This is a genomic window from Pseudomonas sp. S1_E05 (genome assembly GCF_056337105.1).
In genome coordinates, this window is sequence record NZ_JBFRHM010000001.1 from 6,102,750 (window position 1) to 6,115,826 (window position 13,077).

The 13,077-nt window shown below is 60.5% G+C and carries 13 protein-coding genes and 3 pseudogenes; 11 read left to right on the top strand and 5 right to left on the bottom strand.

The genetic code is table 11. The features are described from left to right. Position 1: 1 nt before the first annotated feature. The 3 pseudogenes from AB4N33_RS28235 to AB4N33_RS28245 all read left to right on the top strand — a co-directional run. Positions 2 to 448, top strand: a pseudogene (locus AB4N33_RS28235) (LysR family transcriptional regulator substrate-binding protein); the annotation flags it as partial. Positions 449 to 855: 407 nt separating this feature from the next. Beyond that, positions 856 to 1,629 (top strand): annotated as a pseudogene (locus tag AB4N33_RS28240) (PAS domain-containing protein); the annotation flags it as partial. 129 nt (positions 1,630 to 1,758) lie between these two features. Then, positions 1,759 to 2,175: pseudogene (locus AB4N33_RS28245) on the top strand (methyl-accepting chemotaxis protein); the annotation flags it as partial. Positions 2,176 to 2,291: 116 nt separating this feature from the next. On the opposite strand, the gene AB4N33_RS28250 reads toward AB4N33_RS28245, so the two are convergent. The 3 genes from AB4N33_RS28250 to gntR all read right to left on the bottom strand — a co-directional run bounded on the left by AB4N33_RS28250 (position 2,292) and on the right by gntR (position 4,762). Beyond that, on the bottom strand, positions 2,292 to 2,870 hold the full coding sequence (locus AB4N33_RS28250; RefSeq protein ID WP_476458696.1) for a hypothetical protein: 579 nt from the start codon (positions 2,868 to 2,870) through the stop codon (positions 2,292 to 2,294). Between the two features lie 159 nt (positions 2,871 to 3,029). Next, positions 3,030 to 3,662, bottom strand: a complete 633-nt coding sequence (locus AB4N33_RS28255) for a glutathione S-transferase family protein (protein ID WP_476458697.1) — start codon at positions 3,660 to 3,662, stop codon at positions 3,030 to 3,032. A 68-nt stretch (positions 3,663 to 3,730) separates the two neighbouring features. Further along, positions 3,731 to 4,762 (bottom strand): HTH-type transcriptional regulator GntR, encoded by a 1,032-nt coding sequence (gene gntR, locus AB4N33_RS28260; RefSeq protein ID WP_460121636.1) that lies wholly within the window; start codon positions 4,760 to 4,762, stop codon positions 3,731 to 3,733. A 215-nt stretch (positions 4,763 to 4,977) separates the two neighbouring features. Between gntR and AB4N33_RS28265 the strand changes: the two genes are divergently transcribed. Together AB4N33_RS28265 and AB4N33_RS28270 are read left to right on the top strand one after the other, a co-directional pair. Then, entirely contained in the window at positions 4,978 to 5,511 is a 534-nt protein-coding gene (locus AB4N33_RS28265; RefSeq protein WP_460121638.1) for a gluconokinase, read from the top strand. An 81-nt stretch (positions 5,512 to 5,592) separates the two neighbouring features. Continuing rightward, positions 5,593 to 6,945: a GntP family permease gene (locus AB4N33_RS28270; protein WP_460121639.1), complete on the top strand. Its 1,353-nt coding sequence runs from the start codon at positions 5,593 to 5,595 to the stop codon at positions 6,943 to 6,945. 182 nt (positions 6,946 to 7,127) lie between these two features. Here AB4N33_RS28270 and alaC read toward each other — a convergent pair whose 3' ends face one another. Continuing rightward, on the bottom strand, positions 7,128 to 8,339 hold the full coding sequence (alaC, locus tag AB4N33_RS28275; RefSeq protein WP_460121641.1) for an alanine transaminase: 1,212 nt from the start codon (positions 8,337 to 8,339) through the stop codon (positions 7,128 to 7,130). 138 nt (positions 8,340 to 8,477) lie between these two features. Between alaC and AB4N33_RS28280 the strand changes: the two genes are divergently transcribed. The 3 genes from AB4N33_RS28280 to AB4N33_RS28290 all read left to right on the top strand — a co-directional run bounded on the left by AB4N33_RS28280 (position 8,478) and on the right by AB4N33_RS28290 (position 10,255). Continuing rightward, entirely contained in the window at positions 8,478 to 9,140 is a 663-nt protein-coding gene (locus AB4N33_RS28280; protein ID WP_460121643.1) for a LysE family translocator, read from the top strand. Positions 9,141 to 9,207: 67 nt separating this feature from the next. Next, a complete protein-coding gene (locus AB4N33_RS28285; protein ID WP_460121645.1) occupies positions 9,208 to 9,669 on the top strand; it encodes a GyrI-like domain-containing protein in 462 nt (153 codons plus the stop codon). Positions 9,670 to 9,766: 97 nt separating this feature from the next. Then, the gene (locus AB4N33_RS28290) at positions 9,767 to 10,255 is read left to right on the top strand and encodes a GNAT family N-acetyltransferase (RefSeq protein ID WP_460121647.1); all 489 of its coding nucleotides are present in this window, start codon (positions 9,767 to 9,769) and stop codon (positions 10,253 to 10,255) included. 131 nt (positions 10,256 to 10,386) lie between these two features. Here AB4N33_RS28290 and AB4N33_RS28295 read toward each other — a convergent pair whose 3' ends face one another. Further along, positions 10,387 to 10,872 carry a GNAT family N-acetyltransferase gene (locus AB4N33_RS28295; protein ID WP_476458698.1) on the bottom strand — a complete coding sequence of 162 codons (486 nt, stop codon included), beginning with the start codon at positions 10,870 to 10,872 and terminating at the stop codon, positions 10,387 to 10,389. A gap of 141 nt (positions 10,873 to 11,013) precedes the next feature. On the opposite strand from AB4N33_RS28295, the gene AB4N33_RS28300 reads away from it, so the two are divergent. From AB4N33_RS28300 to AB4N33_RS28310, 3 genes are read left to right on the top strand one after another with little or no spacing between them, the layout of a single operon-like run. Further along, positions 11,014 to 11,439, top strand: a complete 426-nt coding sequence (locus AB4N33_RS28300; RefSeq protein WP_460121650.1) for a YybH family protein — start codon at positions 11,014 to 11,016, stop codon at positions 11,437 to 11,439. A 21-nt stretch (positions 11,440 to 11,460) separates the two neighbouring features. Continuing rightward, complete coding sequence (locus AB4N33_RS28305) at positions 11,461 to 11,811, top strand: YciI family protein (protein ID WP_476458699.1); 351 nt, start codon at positions 11,461 to 11,463, stop codon at positions 11,809 to 11,811. A 14-nt stretch (positions 11,812 to 11,825) separates the two neighbouring features. After that, entirely contained in the window at positions 11,826 to 13,061 is a 1,236-nt protein-coding gene (locus AB4N33_RS28310; RefSeq protein WP_476458700.1) for an RNA polymerase sigma factor, read from the top strand. Positions 13,062 to 13,077: the final 16 nt, after the last annotated feature.

Genomic DNA, 13,077 nt, shown 5'->3' on the forward strand with positions numbered 1-13,077 from the left:
AGATGTCGGCGTGGTATTGAACCCGACGTCCGAGCGCAAGGCCTGCCGCCTCGGCTGTGATGCCTGGGTGGCGGTGGTGTCGACAGGCCATAGTCTGGCGCGTCGTTCGGTGGAGGAGGGCGTTACGCTCGCTGAGTTGGCGCAGCAACCCTTTGTATTGGCCACAGGCGGCTGCTCTACCAACGCCGGCAGCCTTGCCCGCGACATCGGATTGCAGCTTGAAGACGTGCGCGTTGAAGTCCGGGAATGGAACAGCGCTTTTACCCTCGTGCGGGAAAACATCGGCGTGACCCTGGTGCCAGAGATGACCTTGCCCAGTCAGCTTCAGGGGCTGAGGGTGATGCCGCTTAAACCGCGTATCGATCGAGAGTTCGCACTGGTGGCTGCGCCGGGCAAGCCACCGTCAGCGGCGGTGCAGGCGCTGTTGGCCCTGCTGGGTGAACGCTGAGTCGAATCTTGCTGAATCGATTTTGTCCTTGATACTGGCCGACTAGTGGCCTTGCGTCGTTGAGGACCCTCGCTATGCTGCTTTGTAACTAACCATGTCGAACGGACAGGTTGGAAAGCTCGAGAGTGCTCGCGAGAAAAAGCACCGATAACGAGCGAAAGGAGTCTTGCGTTAAATGGATTTTTTTACGACAGCATCAGGGTTGGCCCGATCCCGGGCTATCAAGAGACGGATGTCTTGATAAGAGCGTTGCCATATGGACTCTCCGATTCAACATCAGTGATCACCTGACCTGCCTCTCCCGTGGAGGGGTGCGTGTACCTGTTCCTGGGAACGTTGTGGTGGATACGTTGAAAAAACCGAAGAACTTTCAACAGTCATAAGACCGCGCTTAGGGTGATACGACCATGTTCAATTTGCATCACAAGGCTGACTTGCTGGAAATCGAACGCTTCAGCTGCGCGCTGGGCGAAGCCAACGCCAAACTGGCCGCCATCTGCCGCTCGATGGCGATGATCGAATTCACCCCCGACGGCTTCGTCATCGACGCCAATGAGAATTTTTGTGCGGTCATGGGTTACAGCGCTGATGAAGTGCGTGGCAAACACCACCGGATCTTCTGCGAAGAAGCGTTTTACCGAAGCGAGGACTACGCGAAGTTGTGGCGTGACCTGGCCCGTGGCGAAGCGGTCAGCGGCACGTTCCCAAGACTGGACAAGCGTGGCCGGGAGGTTTGGCTCGAAGCCAGTTACATGCCTGTGTTCGGTGCTGATCGCCAGGTAAAAAGTGTGATCAAGGTGGCCTCCGACATCTCTGCACGAGTGCATGAGGAACACGAAAACAAAAGCATGCTCGCGGCTATTGGCCGCTCCATGGCGGTGATCGAGTTCACGCCCGAGGGCCGTGTGATCACGGCCAATGATAATTTCCTCAACGCCACGCATTACTCGCGGGGCGAGATCATCGGCCAGCATCACAGCCTGTTTTGTCATCGCGCCGAGGCTGAATCCTCCGGCTACAAGGCATTCTGGGCCTCGCTCAATCGCGGCGAATATCACTCGCACCGCTTCGAGCGCAAGGACAAACACGGCCGCACGATTTTCCTCGAAGCATCCTACAACCCGCTGTTCGACACCAAGGGCCGGCTGTACAAAGTGGTGAAGTTTGCAAGTGACATCACCCACCAGATGACCACCCTGCAAACAGCTGCCGAATCAGCCCACAGCACCTCGGTGCAAAACGATGTGTGCGCACGTAAAGGTTCCGAAGTGGTGCAGCAGACGGTGCAGATCATCCAGGACATTTCCAGGGACTTGAACGAAGCGGCGTTGAGCATCGATGCGGTCAGCAAGCAGTCCGACATCATCGGCACCATCGTCCAGACCATTCGCGGCATCGCCGATCAGACCAACCTGTTGGCGCTCAATGCGGCCATCGAAGCGGCAAGGGCCGGGGAGCATGGGCGAGGGTTTGCGGTAGTGGCCGATGAAGTGCGTAGCCTGGCGGCTCGCACCAGCCAGGCGACGCTGGAGATTGTCGACGTAGTGCGCAGGAACCACGACCTGTCAGTGAGTGCGGTGTCGAGCATGCAATCGAGCTTGAGTCGCACCGGGCTTGGGGTCGAGCTGGCCAACGAGGCGGGGGAGGTGATCCTGGAAATTCAGCAGGGGTCACGGCACGTGGTGGATGCGATCAGCCAGTTCAATTCGACGTTGCAGTTGAATTGATCCCTGTAGGAGCGAGCTTGCTCGCGATGGCGGTGTGTCAGCGAATACTGATATGACTGATACGCCGCATCGCGAGCAAGCTCGATCCTACAGGGGCGGTGTTGTGCCCGGACTGATTACAACGACGCCAGGAACTTCTCGACCACCGGGGCCTTGCTTGGATCACCGGTTTGCTGCGCCTTCTCGGTCTGGGCGATGGCGGCTTTTTCCTGCATGCGCTGTGCGATTTCCTCACCGATTGCCTTTTGCTTTTCCGGCGGCATTTGCGCGATGTCTTCTTCAGTCAGGCCCATTTCTTCCAGGATCGCATCATGGATGCGTTGCTCTGGGGTTTTGGCCATCCAGTCCTTGAAGTCCTGAGTGGCCCCGCCACCGTTGCCGATGCGGTCTTTGGCGCCTTCCGGCAATGGTGCATAGGTCGCCTGCAGCTCCACGCGGGTTTTCGCGAATGCCTCATCAACGTTGTCGCTGATTTTTGCGGCGGCGTTGACCTGCTCGGTGCTCAGTCGGGAAACTGCGGCCGGGATGCTGCCCGTCTCCTTGTTTTGCAACTGGATGCTGTTTTGCACGTTCTGCATCAGCAAGGCTTGCAGGCTGCCGCCTTCGAGGCCGTCGGCAGCTTCAGCGTTGGGATCTTCGCCAGGTTTTTTCAGGAAAAGAGGTGTGACCAGATTTTTGTCTGCACTGACCAACATAATGAATAGACCTTGTGGGTGGTTGCGGTGCACTGCATTGAGCAAATAGTATGCCTAAAGGATAAATATGTTTAATTACAAGCGTTTAGGTTGTTTCGGTGATGGTGCGGCTCCCGACGGGCGGTCAATCCTTGCCGCCCGACGGCAGCGGCCGACCGATCAGGGCAGGCCGTTGCAGACGTGTTTGAGAAAACCGGGGCGTTGCGCCAGTCGCTGGAAATACTCGTCGGTGGCGGGGTAGTCGGGACGCTCCATCGGCGTTATCAACCAGCGATTGATCGATAGCCCGATGACGACATCGGCCAGGGTGAAATGCGCACCGACTACAAATGCCTGGGTCGTCGCCAACTGATGTTCGAGGATCGCCATTTTCTGGTTCCAGCCGCGCAGGCCGTGGGCAATACGCTGTGGGTCCTGGAATTCCGGGTCCTTGCGCACCAGCGCGGTAAAGGCATAGCTCCAGGAACCGTTGAGGTCGGTGGCCTGCCAGTCCATCCACTTTTCCACCTGGGCCCGCGAAGCCGGGTCAGTCGGTAGCAACTCGCTGTTGTGGTGTTTGCCGGCGAGGTAGCGGCAGATGGTGTTGGACTCCCACAACACCCCGGCCTCGTCGATGATCACCGGCACTTGCGCGTTGGGGTTCAGCCGTACGAATTCCGGGCTGTGGGTGGAGGCGAACCCGCTGCCCCAGTCCTCGCGCTCATAGCTGATGCCCAGCTCGTCGCAGGTCCACAGGACTTTCCTGACGTTGATGGACGAAGCTTTGCCAAGAATTTTCAGTGCATGTTCCATAAAGCCACTCCTTCGACAGAACGGTGGGGCTTACCTTCAAGGTTAGTTGAAAAGCCCCGGTGAGCCGGTCAGGTGCTTTCCCGCACCATCAATTCAAAACCCATGTCCTGCACGGGCCGGGCCACGGTGTTGCCAGCCATCAGGGTCAGCATCTGCTCGGCCGCCCGCCGGCCAATGGCCTCGCGAGGGGTGTTGATGCTGCTCAGGCGCGGGACCATGTGCGCGGACATGGGCAGGTCGTTGAAGCCCAGGATCGCCACCTGTTCGGGGATCCTGATGCCGCTGCGCATCGCCTCCAGCAGCGCGCCCTGGGCCAGGTCGTCGTTACCGAAGAAGATCGCATCGACATCCGGATGGCTGGCAATCAGTTGCAGGAACAATTCGCCGCCCAGGCCAACGGAGGAAGCGCGTGGGGTGAGTACTTCCAGGTCCGGGTCGTAGCGACCGGCTTTCTGCAACGCCTTGCGAAACCCTTCGCCGCGCAGCAGGGTGCGTTGATCCAGTTGCGCGCCGATGTAGGCCAGTCGCTTGCGTCCACGGGACAGCAAGTGCTGCGCGGCCGTTTCGCCGGCCGCCAGTTGCGAGAAGCCGACGCAATTGAGTCCGGCGGCGCTGTCGAGCTCCATCATGTAGACGCAGGGAATGTTGCTCGCTTCGATCATCCGTCGGGAGCTTTCGGTGCGATCGAACCCGGTCAGCAACAGGCCGCGTGGCTGGTAGGCCATGTAGTTGCGCAGCAGGTTTTCCTCTTCATCGCGTGAGTAATGAAAGTTGCCGATCAGCACTTCGAAACCCTTGGGCCGCAAAACCTGATGAATGGCTTCCAGGGTGTCGATAAACAGCAGGTTGGACAACGAAGGCACCAGCACCACCACCGAATGGCTCTGGGCCGAGGCCAGCGCGCGGGCGGCGGGGTTGACCACGTAGCTGAGTTCCTGCGCGGCTTTCTGCACTTTTTCCACAAGCTCGGTGGCGACCGTGCTGACGCCACGTAACGCGCGGGACGCGGTGATCGGGCTGACGCCGGCCAGTCTTGCCACTTCATTAAGGGTCGGACGGCCAGTGGTTCGCGTATTTTTATCGTTTTTAGGGGAGGTCATCGGGCGGCTTGCCAAACAAAATTCAAGGCACTAAGGTAGCGCTGTCCCGAAGCAGCTGCAAATGCGTAAGCGAGTTTGACCTGAAGCTCGCTTTTTGGCGTTGGGACTCAATTGGCTGCAAACCACAAAAATGACAAGAAGGCGTCGGCAACTTCTGCTTTTGGTCTAGTGTCATAACTGGCAAAGGTAGCGCTGTCTGCGCGCTGAGGTGTTACATGACTCATCCCATCACCGCCCTGGTCATCATGGGCGTCGCCGGTTGCGGCAAGACCTGCGTCAGCGAAGCTCTCTGCGAGCTCAGCGGCGCCACTGCCATTGAAGGCGATACCTTTCACCCTGCCGCCAATATCGAAAAAATGAGCGCGGGCATCCCCCTGAACGACGATGACCGTGCCGGCTGGCTCGACACCCTGTGCGAAGAACTGCGTCGGGTCGATGCCACGGGCCAGCGTCCGGTGCTGACCTGTTCGGCGCTCAAGCATGTCTATCGTGAACGCCTGCGCAGCGCCTTGCCGGGCCTGGGCTTCGTGTTCCTCGAACTGACGCCTGAAGTGGCTGCCGACCGCGTGTCCCACCGCCCGGGTCACTTCATGCCTTCGACCCTGATCGACAGCCAGTTCGCCACCCTCGAGTCCCCGGTGGGCGAGCCCCTGACCCTCGCGCTCGATGCGTCCAACTACAGCGTCGAGCAACTGGCGAAACAGGCGCATGTCTGGTGGCTGGAGCATGGCCTGAAACGCGCCGGATGATTTTGCTTCAGAAGATAGCGCTGTCCTTATGGCACTCGAATAACCCGCTTTAATAACAACAACAACCAGGAGACACCCCTAATGTTTGGCATGTCCCACGAGACGTTCCTGCTGCTCGATGCAGTGGTCACGGTGATCGGGCTTATCGTTCTGATCACCAAGTTCAAGTTCCACCCTTTCATTGCCCTGATCATCGCCGCCGCTTTCCTCGGGCTGACCTCCGGCATGCCGATCGGCACCATCATCAAGGCGTTCCAGGACGGCTTCGGCGGGGTGCTCGGTTTCGTCGGCATCATTCTCGCGCTGGGTACCATGCTCGGAAAAATGATGGCCGAATCGGGCGGCGCGGATCAGATCGCCCAGACGTTGATCCGTGCCTTTGGCAAGGACAAGGTGCAGTGGGCGATGATGTTCGCGGCGTTCCTGGTGGGCATCCCGCTGTTCTTCGAAATCGGCTTCGTGCTGCTGATCCCGCTGGTGTTCATCGTGGCCCGCCGCACAGGCGTGTCGATCATCAAGATTGGTATCCCGCTGCTGGCGGGTCTGTCTGCGGTGCACGGCCTGGTGCCGCCGCACCCGGGCCCGCTGCTGGCCATCGGCGTATTCGGCGCCGACATCGGCAAGACCATTCTGTACGGCCTGATCGTCGCCTTGCCGACCGCCATCATTGCCGGTCCGATCTTCGGTACTTTCATTGCCAAGCACATTCCTGGTCATCCAAACCAGGAGCTGGTGGATCAACTGGCCCGTGAAAGGGACTCCACCGACCTGCCGAGTTTCGGCATCACTCTGGTCACCGTGCTCTCGCCGGTGTTCCTGATGTTGCTCAAGACCTTTGCCGACGTGGTGCTGCCAGACGGCAACTTCTTCCGCACCTTCATGGACCTGATCGGTCACCCGATCTCGGCCCTGTTGCTGGCGTTGCTGCTGTCGCTGTACACCTTTGGCTACAAGCAGGGCATCGGCTCGCAGCAAATGCTCAAGTGGCTGGACGCGAGCCTGGCGCCGACCGCCGCGATCATCCTGATCATCGGTGCCGGTGGTGGCTTCAAGCAGATGCTGGTGACCAGCGGCGTGGGCGACGTGATCGGTCACATGGCGGTGGCGGCTCAGATCTCGCCGATCCTGCTGGCATGGCTGGTAGCAGCGGTGATCCGCATCGCGACCGGCTCGGCCACCGTGGCGACCATCACCGGCGCGGGCATCGTGGTGCCAGTGGTCGGCATGATCCCAGGCGTTAACCGCGAGCTGCTGGTGCTGGCCACCGGTGCCGGTTCGTTGATTCTGTCCCACGTGAACGACGCCGGTTTCTGGCTGGTCAAGCAGTACTTCAACATGACCGTGGCCGAAACCTTCAAGACCTGGACTGCGATGGAAACCATCCTGTCGGTGGTGGGCCTGGGCTTTATCCTGTTGTTGTCGTTGTTCGTTTAAGGACAACTGGCAGGCACAAAAAAACCGCAGTGATGCGGTTTTTTTGTGGGTGATTGATTGTCAGAACATGGACCTTTTGTGGAGACTCTCTGTGGGAGCGGGCTTGCCCGCGATAGCAGTGTGTCAGTCACCGAAGGCTTCACCGGTAGACCGCTATCGCGGGCAAGCCCGCTCCCACAGGGTTATGTGTTTTTGGCTAAGCCATCCGCCCGAAACATCCCGCGAATCCCCCGCACAGCCTGGCGAATCCGGTCCTGGTTCTCGATCAGCGCGAAGCGCACGTGATCGTCGCCATACTCACCGAAACCCACGCCCGGCGAGACGCAGACCTTGGCCTCGGCCAGCAGTTTCTTGGCGAACTCCAGCGAGCCCAGATGGGCATACCCCTGGGGAATCTTGGCCCAGACGTACATCGAGGCTTTCGGGTTTTCGACCATCCAGCCCAGCTCATGCAGGCCTTTGACCAGGACGTTGCGTCGCTGCCGATATTGCTCGGCGATGTCGCGCACACATTGTTGGTCGCCCTCCAGTGCGGCAATGGCCGCCACTTGCAGCGGGGTGAAGGTGCCGTAGTCGTGGTAGCTCTTGATACGGGCGAGGGCGTTGACCAATTCCGGGTTGCCGACCATGAAGCCGATGCGCCAGCCGGCCATGTTGTAGCTCTTGGACAGGGTGAAGAACTCTACCGCGATGTCCTTGGCGCCCGGCACCTGCATGATCGACGGGGCTTTCCAGCCGTCGTAGACGATGTCGGCATAAGCCAGGTCGTGTACCACCAGTACGTCGTACTGCTTGGCCAGGGCGATCACGCGCTCGAAGAAGTCCAGTTCCACGCACTGGGCGGTGGGGTTGGAGGGAAAGCCGAGAATCATCATCTTTGGTTTGGGGATCGAACCGCGAATGGCCCGCTCCAGTTCGGCGAAGAAGTCCACACCCGGCACCAGCGGCACCGAACGCACCTGGGCACCGGCAATCACCGCACCGTAGATGTGAATCGGGTAGCTCGGGTTGGGTACCAGCACCGTGTCGCCCTGATCCAGGGTCGCCAGCATCAGGTGCGCCAGGCCTTCCTTGGAGCCGATGGTGACAATGGCCTCGCTCTCGGGGTCGATCTCGACCTCGTAGCGTTCCTTGTACCAGTTGGAAATCGCCCGGCGCAGGCGCGGAATACCCTTGGACGTCGAGTAACCGTGGGTGTCCTCACGCTGGGCGACGGTGACGAGTTTTTCGACGATATGCGGCGGGGTCGCGCCGTCGGGGTTACCCATGCTCAAGTCGATGATGTCTTCGCCACGACGACGGGCGGCCATCTTCAGCTCGGCGGTGATGTTGAAAACGTAAGGGGGGAGTCGATCTATGCGCGCAAAGCGGCGCGGCGAACCTTGTTCGGCCATTGTTGCCTCGATAACGTAAGCGCCCGGAACCGTCCGAGCGACGCTGGTCACTGCGGTGACCTGGGGCGCAATGTAAGGGCAGCTGTGACAGACTGTCCAGCCCGGATGTGAACAATTTTTCCCGAAGGAAATCGGTTGATGGAATTTAGCAGTGGGTTTTTGCTGAGCCTTTCCCTGTGCCTGGACATTGGCGTGGCGAACATCGCCATGATCACCCTGGCCATGCAGCGCGGCTATTTTCAAGGCTTTGCCCTGGGTCTGGGCACCTGCGTCGGTGACCTGATCTACGCGGTGCTGGCACTGGCCGGCATGACCGTGCTGCTGCAATACGAAACCGTGCGCTGGGTGCTGTGGATCGGCGGCTCGGCACTGTTGATCTATTTTGCGGCGAAGATGATCTACTCGGCGATTCATCACGAGGCGCTGCTGGCCGAGACGGCCGAGGTCGGCCACAACTCCCACCGCAAGGAGTTCTTTCGCGGGATTTTCCTGGCCATGTCGTCACCCAGCGCCATCCTCTGGTTTGCAGCGGTTGGCGGCACCCTGATCGCCCGTTCGGGCGGCGGTGGGCCGGTCAGCTCGGCGCTGTTCCTGGGCGGTTTCCTCTGCGCCGGGCTGCTGTGGTCGGCAGGCCTGTGCTTTGCGGCGAGCCATGGCGGCAAGTTGCTGGGGGATAAGCTGCTGCGTTACTCCTATCTGGCATCGGCGGCGATCTTCTGCTATTTCGCAGTGTATGTGATTCTATCGGGCTACAACGAGTTCGTCGGCGCGGGTGCCGCGCAGCCGTTGCACACCCTGTAATTTGGCGAATCGGGTTTGGCCTCTATACTCCCAGCCGAACCCACTTATTTGCGTCAGGAGTCGCGCCATGGATGAGCCACGTATCGAACACGGCCACTTCCGATTGATCGCGGGACTTGCCGGCCGGTTTACCCAGCAGACGGTAAAAGACATTCCCGCCCTCTGGGAAAAATTCGCTCCCCACTGCGGTAATGTTCCGGGGCAGACGGGCGGCGAGACTTACGGCGTCGGTTTCAATTTCGATGGCCAGGGCGGTTTCGATTACCTGGCAGGCGTACAGATCAGCAAGCTTGACGACTTGCCGGACACCTACCGCTGGGTGGAAATCCCGCCGCAGCAATACGCGGTGTTCGAGCACAAGGGGCCGTTGAGCCAGATGCCACAACTCTTCCAGTACATCCACGGCACCTGGTTCCCGCAATCCGGCTACCAGCACAGCGGAGGGCCGGAATTTGAACACTACAGCGCCGACTTCAATCCGCAGCTCAATACCGGGACCGTAGAAATCTGGCTGCCGATAAAGGCGTAGCCAGGCCGCGAGAGACGGGTTCGCTGTTTCGTCTCTCGATGTCGCCGGGTGGCTGATTTATCATTCCGGGTTTTCTCACCGCCAAATTCGAGCTGCCATGAACACCGTTATCCGCAACGTCACGCCCGCCGACCTGGACCGCTGTTTCGCCATCGAGACCGTGGCCTATGAGGGGGACGAAGCCGCGACCCGCGAGAAAATCGCCACCCGCATCGCCACCTGGCCGGAAGGTTTCATCGTCGCCGAAGTGGACGGCGTGGTCGCCGGCTTCATCAATTCCGGTGCGGCATTCGACGTGCAAATGTCCGACGAAGCGTTCAAGGAGTTGATCGGCCACGACCCGGCCGGCCCCAACGTGGTGATCATGTCGGTGGTGGTTCACCCCGGCTTTCAGGGCCAGGGCCTGGCGAAACGCTTGATGGGCGAGTTCATCGAGCGCATGCGCGGCATGGGCAAGGCGACCCTTCACCTGATGTGCAAGGAGCGGCATATCCCGCTGTATGCCGGTTTCGGCTTTGCCTACATCAAACCGTCGGCATCGGACCATGGCGGGATGGCGTGGCATGAGATGGTGCTGAGCCTTTGATTCCATCCCCTCTACTGTAGGAGCGAGCATGCTCGCGATGGTGGCCCAGTGACCGCGGGCGTTCAGACAGTCAGCGTCATCGTCGACGACCATCGCGAATAAATTCGCTCCTACAGACGGCATGCGGGGGTTTAGAAACTCATCCCCATCCGTCGTTCATACCCGATCCGCCCCTTGTACGCCTCGCCGCTGTCGACAAAACCGTACTTGGCGTACAGCCCGATTGCCGACGCATTATCCGCATCCACCGACAACTCCAACCCCTTGATCTCCGGCCAGGCCTCGCGCGCCACCGCAGGGAGCGCCAGCAGGCACGCCTTGCCGTAGCCTTTGCCTTGGTGGCGCTGGTCGACTTGCAGCGCATGCAACGTGGCGCTGTGTTCATTGGCCCACACGGGGAGGGCAGGTGGACGCTTGAGCAGCAGGAAGGCGACGGGAACGTCCTCGGCCAGCAGGGCGAAGCCCTTCACCCCTGGGCCGGGTTTGGACAGCAGGGTGTGCAAGGCACCATGAATGTCACCCGAGAACTTGATCTGCTCCCGATGCACTTCTATGGCCTCCACTTGCTGGCGCTGTTGCGCGTTCAGGCTGTCGTACGGCACAAGTCTCGCTGACATGGGATTGTCCATTTTCCTACATGAATGAGGCTCGAATTCTAACGGCTCAGCAGATTTGGATTACTTTTATTTCTACTGTCGAATTGCAGGATCGCCAGACGACTAGAGGTGTCTTCACAACAATAGCCACGGAGAACCACCATGAGCGCTACCCACGAAATCGAGAAGTTGATCGACACCTATCGTCAGGCCGTGATGGCCAAGGATGTCGATAAAATCATGGCCCTGTATGCCGACGAGATCGTCTCGTTCGATGCCGTAAAAGCCCTGCAATTTCGCGGTAAAGCCGCCTACCGCGCGCATTGGCTGGAATGCATGGAAATGTGCCAGGGCCCGCACACCTTCGACTTCGACCACATGAACGTCGTCGCCGACGAGCACATTGCGTTCGCCCACTGGCTGGCCCATTGCGGTGGCACCAACGAACAGGGTGAGACCCAGGCTTGCTGGATGCGTGTCACTGCTTGTTACCGGCGTGAGGGCGGGCAGTGGCGCATTGTCCACGAACACTGGTCGGCGCCCTTCGACATGCAGAGCGGCACGGCGCTGTTCGACTTGAAGCCCTGACGGTCCGATGTGGAGAGCCCCATGAAGTACCTATGCCTGGTCTACAGCAACGAACAGCAATTGCATTCACTGCCCGAGAGCCCCAGGGACGAGGAGTGCATGGCCTACGCCGAATCGATCCAGGGCAGCGGCCGGATGCTCGCGGCCGAAGCGCTGGAGTCGGTGCAGACCGCCACCACCGTGCGCATGCGCAACGGCAAAATGTCGATTACCGACGGCCCGTTCGCCGAAACCAAGGAGCAGTTGGCCGGTTTCTATTTGATCGATGCCAAGGACCTCAATGACGCCCTGCAGGTCGCGGGGCACATTCCGGCGGCCAGGGTGGGTTGCGTCGAGGTGCGCCCCGTTCGTCAATTGAACCTGGAGCGCTAAGGCATGCGGGACCGATGAGCGGGGTGTCAGTCCAGGCACGGGTCGAACAGGTTTACCGCCAGGAGTCGCGGCGCATCCTGGCGACCCTGATTCGTTTGCTCGGGGACTTCGATCTGGCGGAAGAGGCGCTGCACGAGGCGTTTTTCGTTGCGGTCGAACGCTGGCAGCGCGACGGCGTGCCGGACAATCCGCGCACCTGGCTGGTGTCCACCGGGCGCTTCAAGGCGATCGATGTGCTGCGTCGGCGTGCACGGTTTGCGGCGTCCCGGCCGTTGCTGATCGCACAGGCCGAGGCGTTGGAACACGGCGACTGGAGTGACGACGATGTGGAAGACGATCGCCTGCGCCTGATCTTCACCTGCTGCCACCCGGCCCTGGCGGCGGACGCCCAGGTGCCGCTGACCTTGCGTGAAGTCTGCGACCTGACCACCGAGGAAATCGCCCGGGCGTTTCTCTGTGCGCCGGCCACCATCGCCCAGCGCATCGTGCGCGCCAAGGCGAAAATCCGTGACGCGAAGATACCCTACCAAGTGCCGACGCTGGTCGAATTGCCCGAGCGACTGGACAGCGTGCTGCGGGTGATTTACCTGGTGTTCAACGAAGGGTACTCGGCGTCCATGGGCGCCGAATTGACCCGGGAAGAGCTGACGCGCGAGGCGATCCGCCTCGGGCGCCTGTTGATGGAGTTGTTGCCCGAGCCTGAGGTGCTGGGCCTGGTGGCGCTGATGTTGTTGCATGAGTCACGGCGCAAGGCGCGCACATCGTCCAGTGGGGAACTGATCCTGCTGGATGAGCAGGACCGTTCGCTCTGGGACGCGACGATGATCGCCGAGGGCTGTGCGTTGATTGAGCGGGCGCTGGGGCTGGATGGTTTTGGGCCGTATTGCCTGCAAGCGGCCATTTCGGCGGTGCACGCTGAGGCGAGCACCGCCGCGCAGACCGACTGGGCGCAGATCGTCGGTCTGTATGACGTGCTGCTGGCGGGGGTGCCTTCGCCGGTGATCGAACTGAATCGCGCGGTGGCAATTTCCAAGCGCGATGGTCCGTTGGCAGGCCTGACCTTGATCGAGGCGATCCTGGCCCGGGGCGATTTGCAGGACTACCACTTGGCGCATTCGGCGCGCGCGGAGTTCTGTAGGCAGTTGGGCAGGGTTACGGATGCGCGAGCGGCGTATGAGCGGGCGCTGGCGTTGACCCGGCAGGCGCCGGAGCGGCGGTTTATCGAGGCGCGGATCAAGGGGTTGGGGTGAGGTGGGCTGGCGACCC

Excerpts from the sequence above, each read along its gene's own strand:
- AB4N33_RS28295 (WP_476458698.1), bottom strand. The coding sequence starts at position 10,872 with ATGTCAGCGAGACTTGTGCCGTACGACAGCCTGAACGCGCAACAGCGC.
- AB4N33_RS28310 (WP_476458700.1), top strand. The coding sequence starts at position 11,826 with ATGAGCGGGGTGTCAGTCCAGGCACGGGTCGAACAGGTTTACCGCCAG.
- AB4N33_RS28265 (WP_460121638.1), top strand. The coding sequence starts at position 4,978 with ATGACTCATCCCATCACCGCCCTGGTCATCATGGGCGTCGCCGGTTGC.
- AB4N33_RS28250 (WP_476458696.1), bottom strand. The coding sequence starts at position 2,870 with ATGTTGGTCAGTGCAGACAAAAATCTGGTCACACCTCTTTTCCTGAAA.
- AB4N33_RS28300 (WP_460121650.1), top strand. The coding sequence starts at position 11,014 with ATGAGCGCTACCCACGAAATCGAGAAGTTGATCGACACCTATCGTCAG.
- gntR (WP_460121636.1), bottom strand. The coding sequence starts at position 4,762 with ATGACCTCCCCTAAAAACGATAAAAATACGCGAACCACTGGCCGTCCG.
- AB4N33_RS28255 (WP_476458697.1), bottom strand. The coding sequence starts at position 3,662 with ATGGAACATGCACTGAAAATTCTTGGCAAAGCTTCGTCCATCAACGTC.
- AB4N33_RS28270 (WP_460121639.1), top strand. The coding sequence starts at position 5,593 with ATGTTTGGCATGTCCCACGAGACGTTCCTGCTGCTCGATGCAGTGGTC.
- alaC (WP_460121641.1), bottom strand. The coding sequence starts at position 8,339 with ATGGCCGAACAAGGTTCGCCGCGCCGCTTTGCGCGCATAGATCGACTC.
- AB4N33_RS28290 (WP_460121647.1), top strand. The coding sequence starts at position 9,767 with ATGAACACCGTTATCCGCAACGTCACGCCCGCCGACCTGGACCGCTGT.
- AB4N33_RS28285 (WP_460121645.1), top strand. The coding sequence starts at position 9,208 with ATGGATGAGCCACGTATCGAACACGGCCACTTCCGATTGATCGCGGGA.
- AB4N33_RS28305 (WP_476458699.1), top strand. The coding sequence starts at position 11,461 with ATGAAGTACCTATGCCTGGTCTACAGCAACGAACAGCAATTGCATTCA.
- AB4N33_RS28280 (WP_460121643.1), top strand. The coding sequence starts at position 8,478 with ATGGAATTTAGCAGTGGGTTTTTGCTGAGCCTTTCCCTGTGCCTGGAC.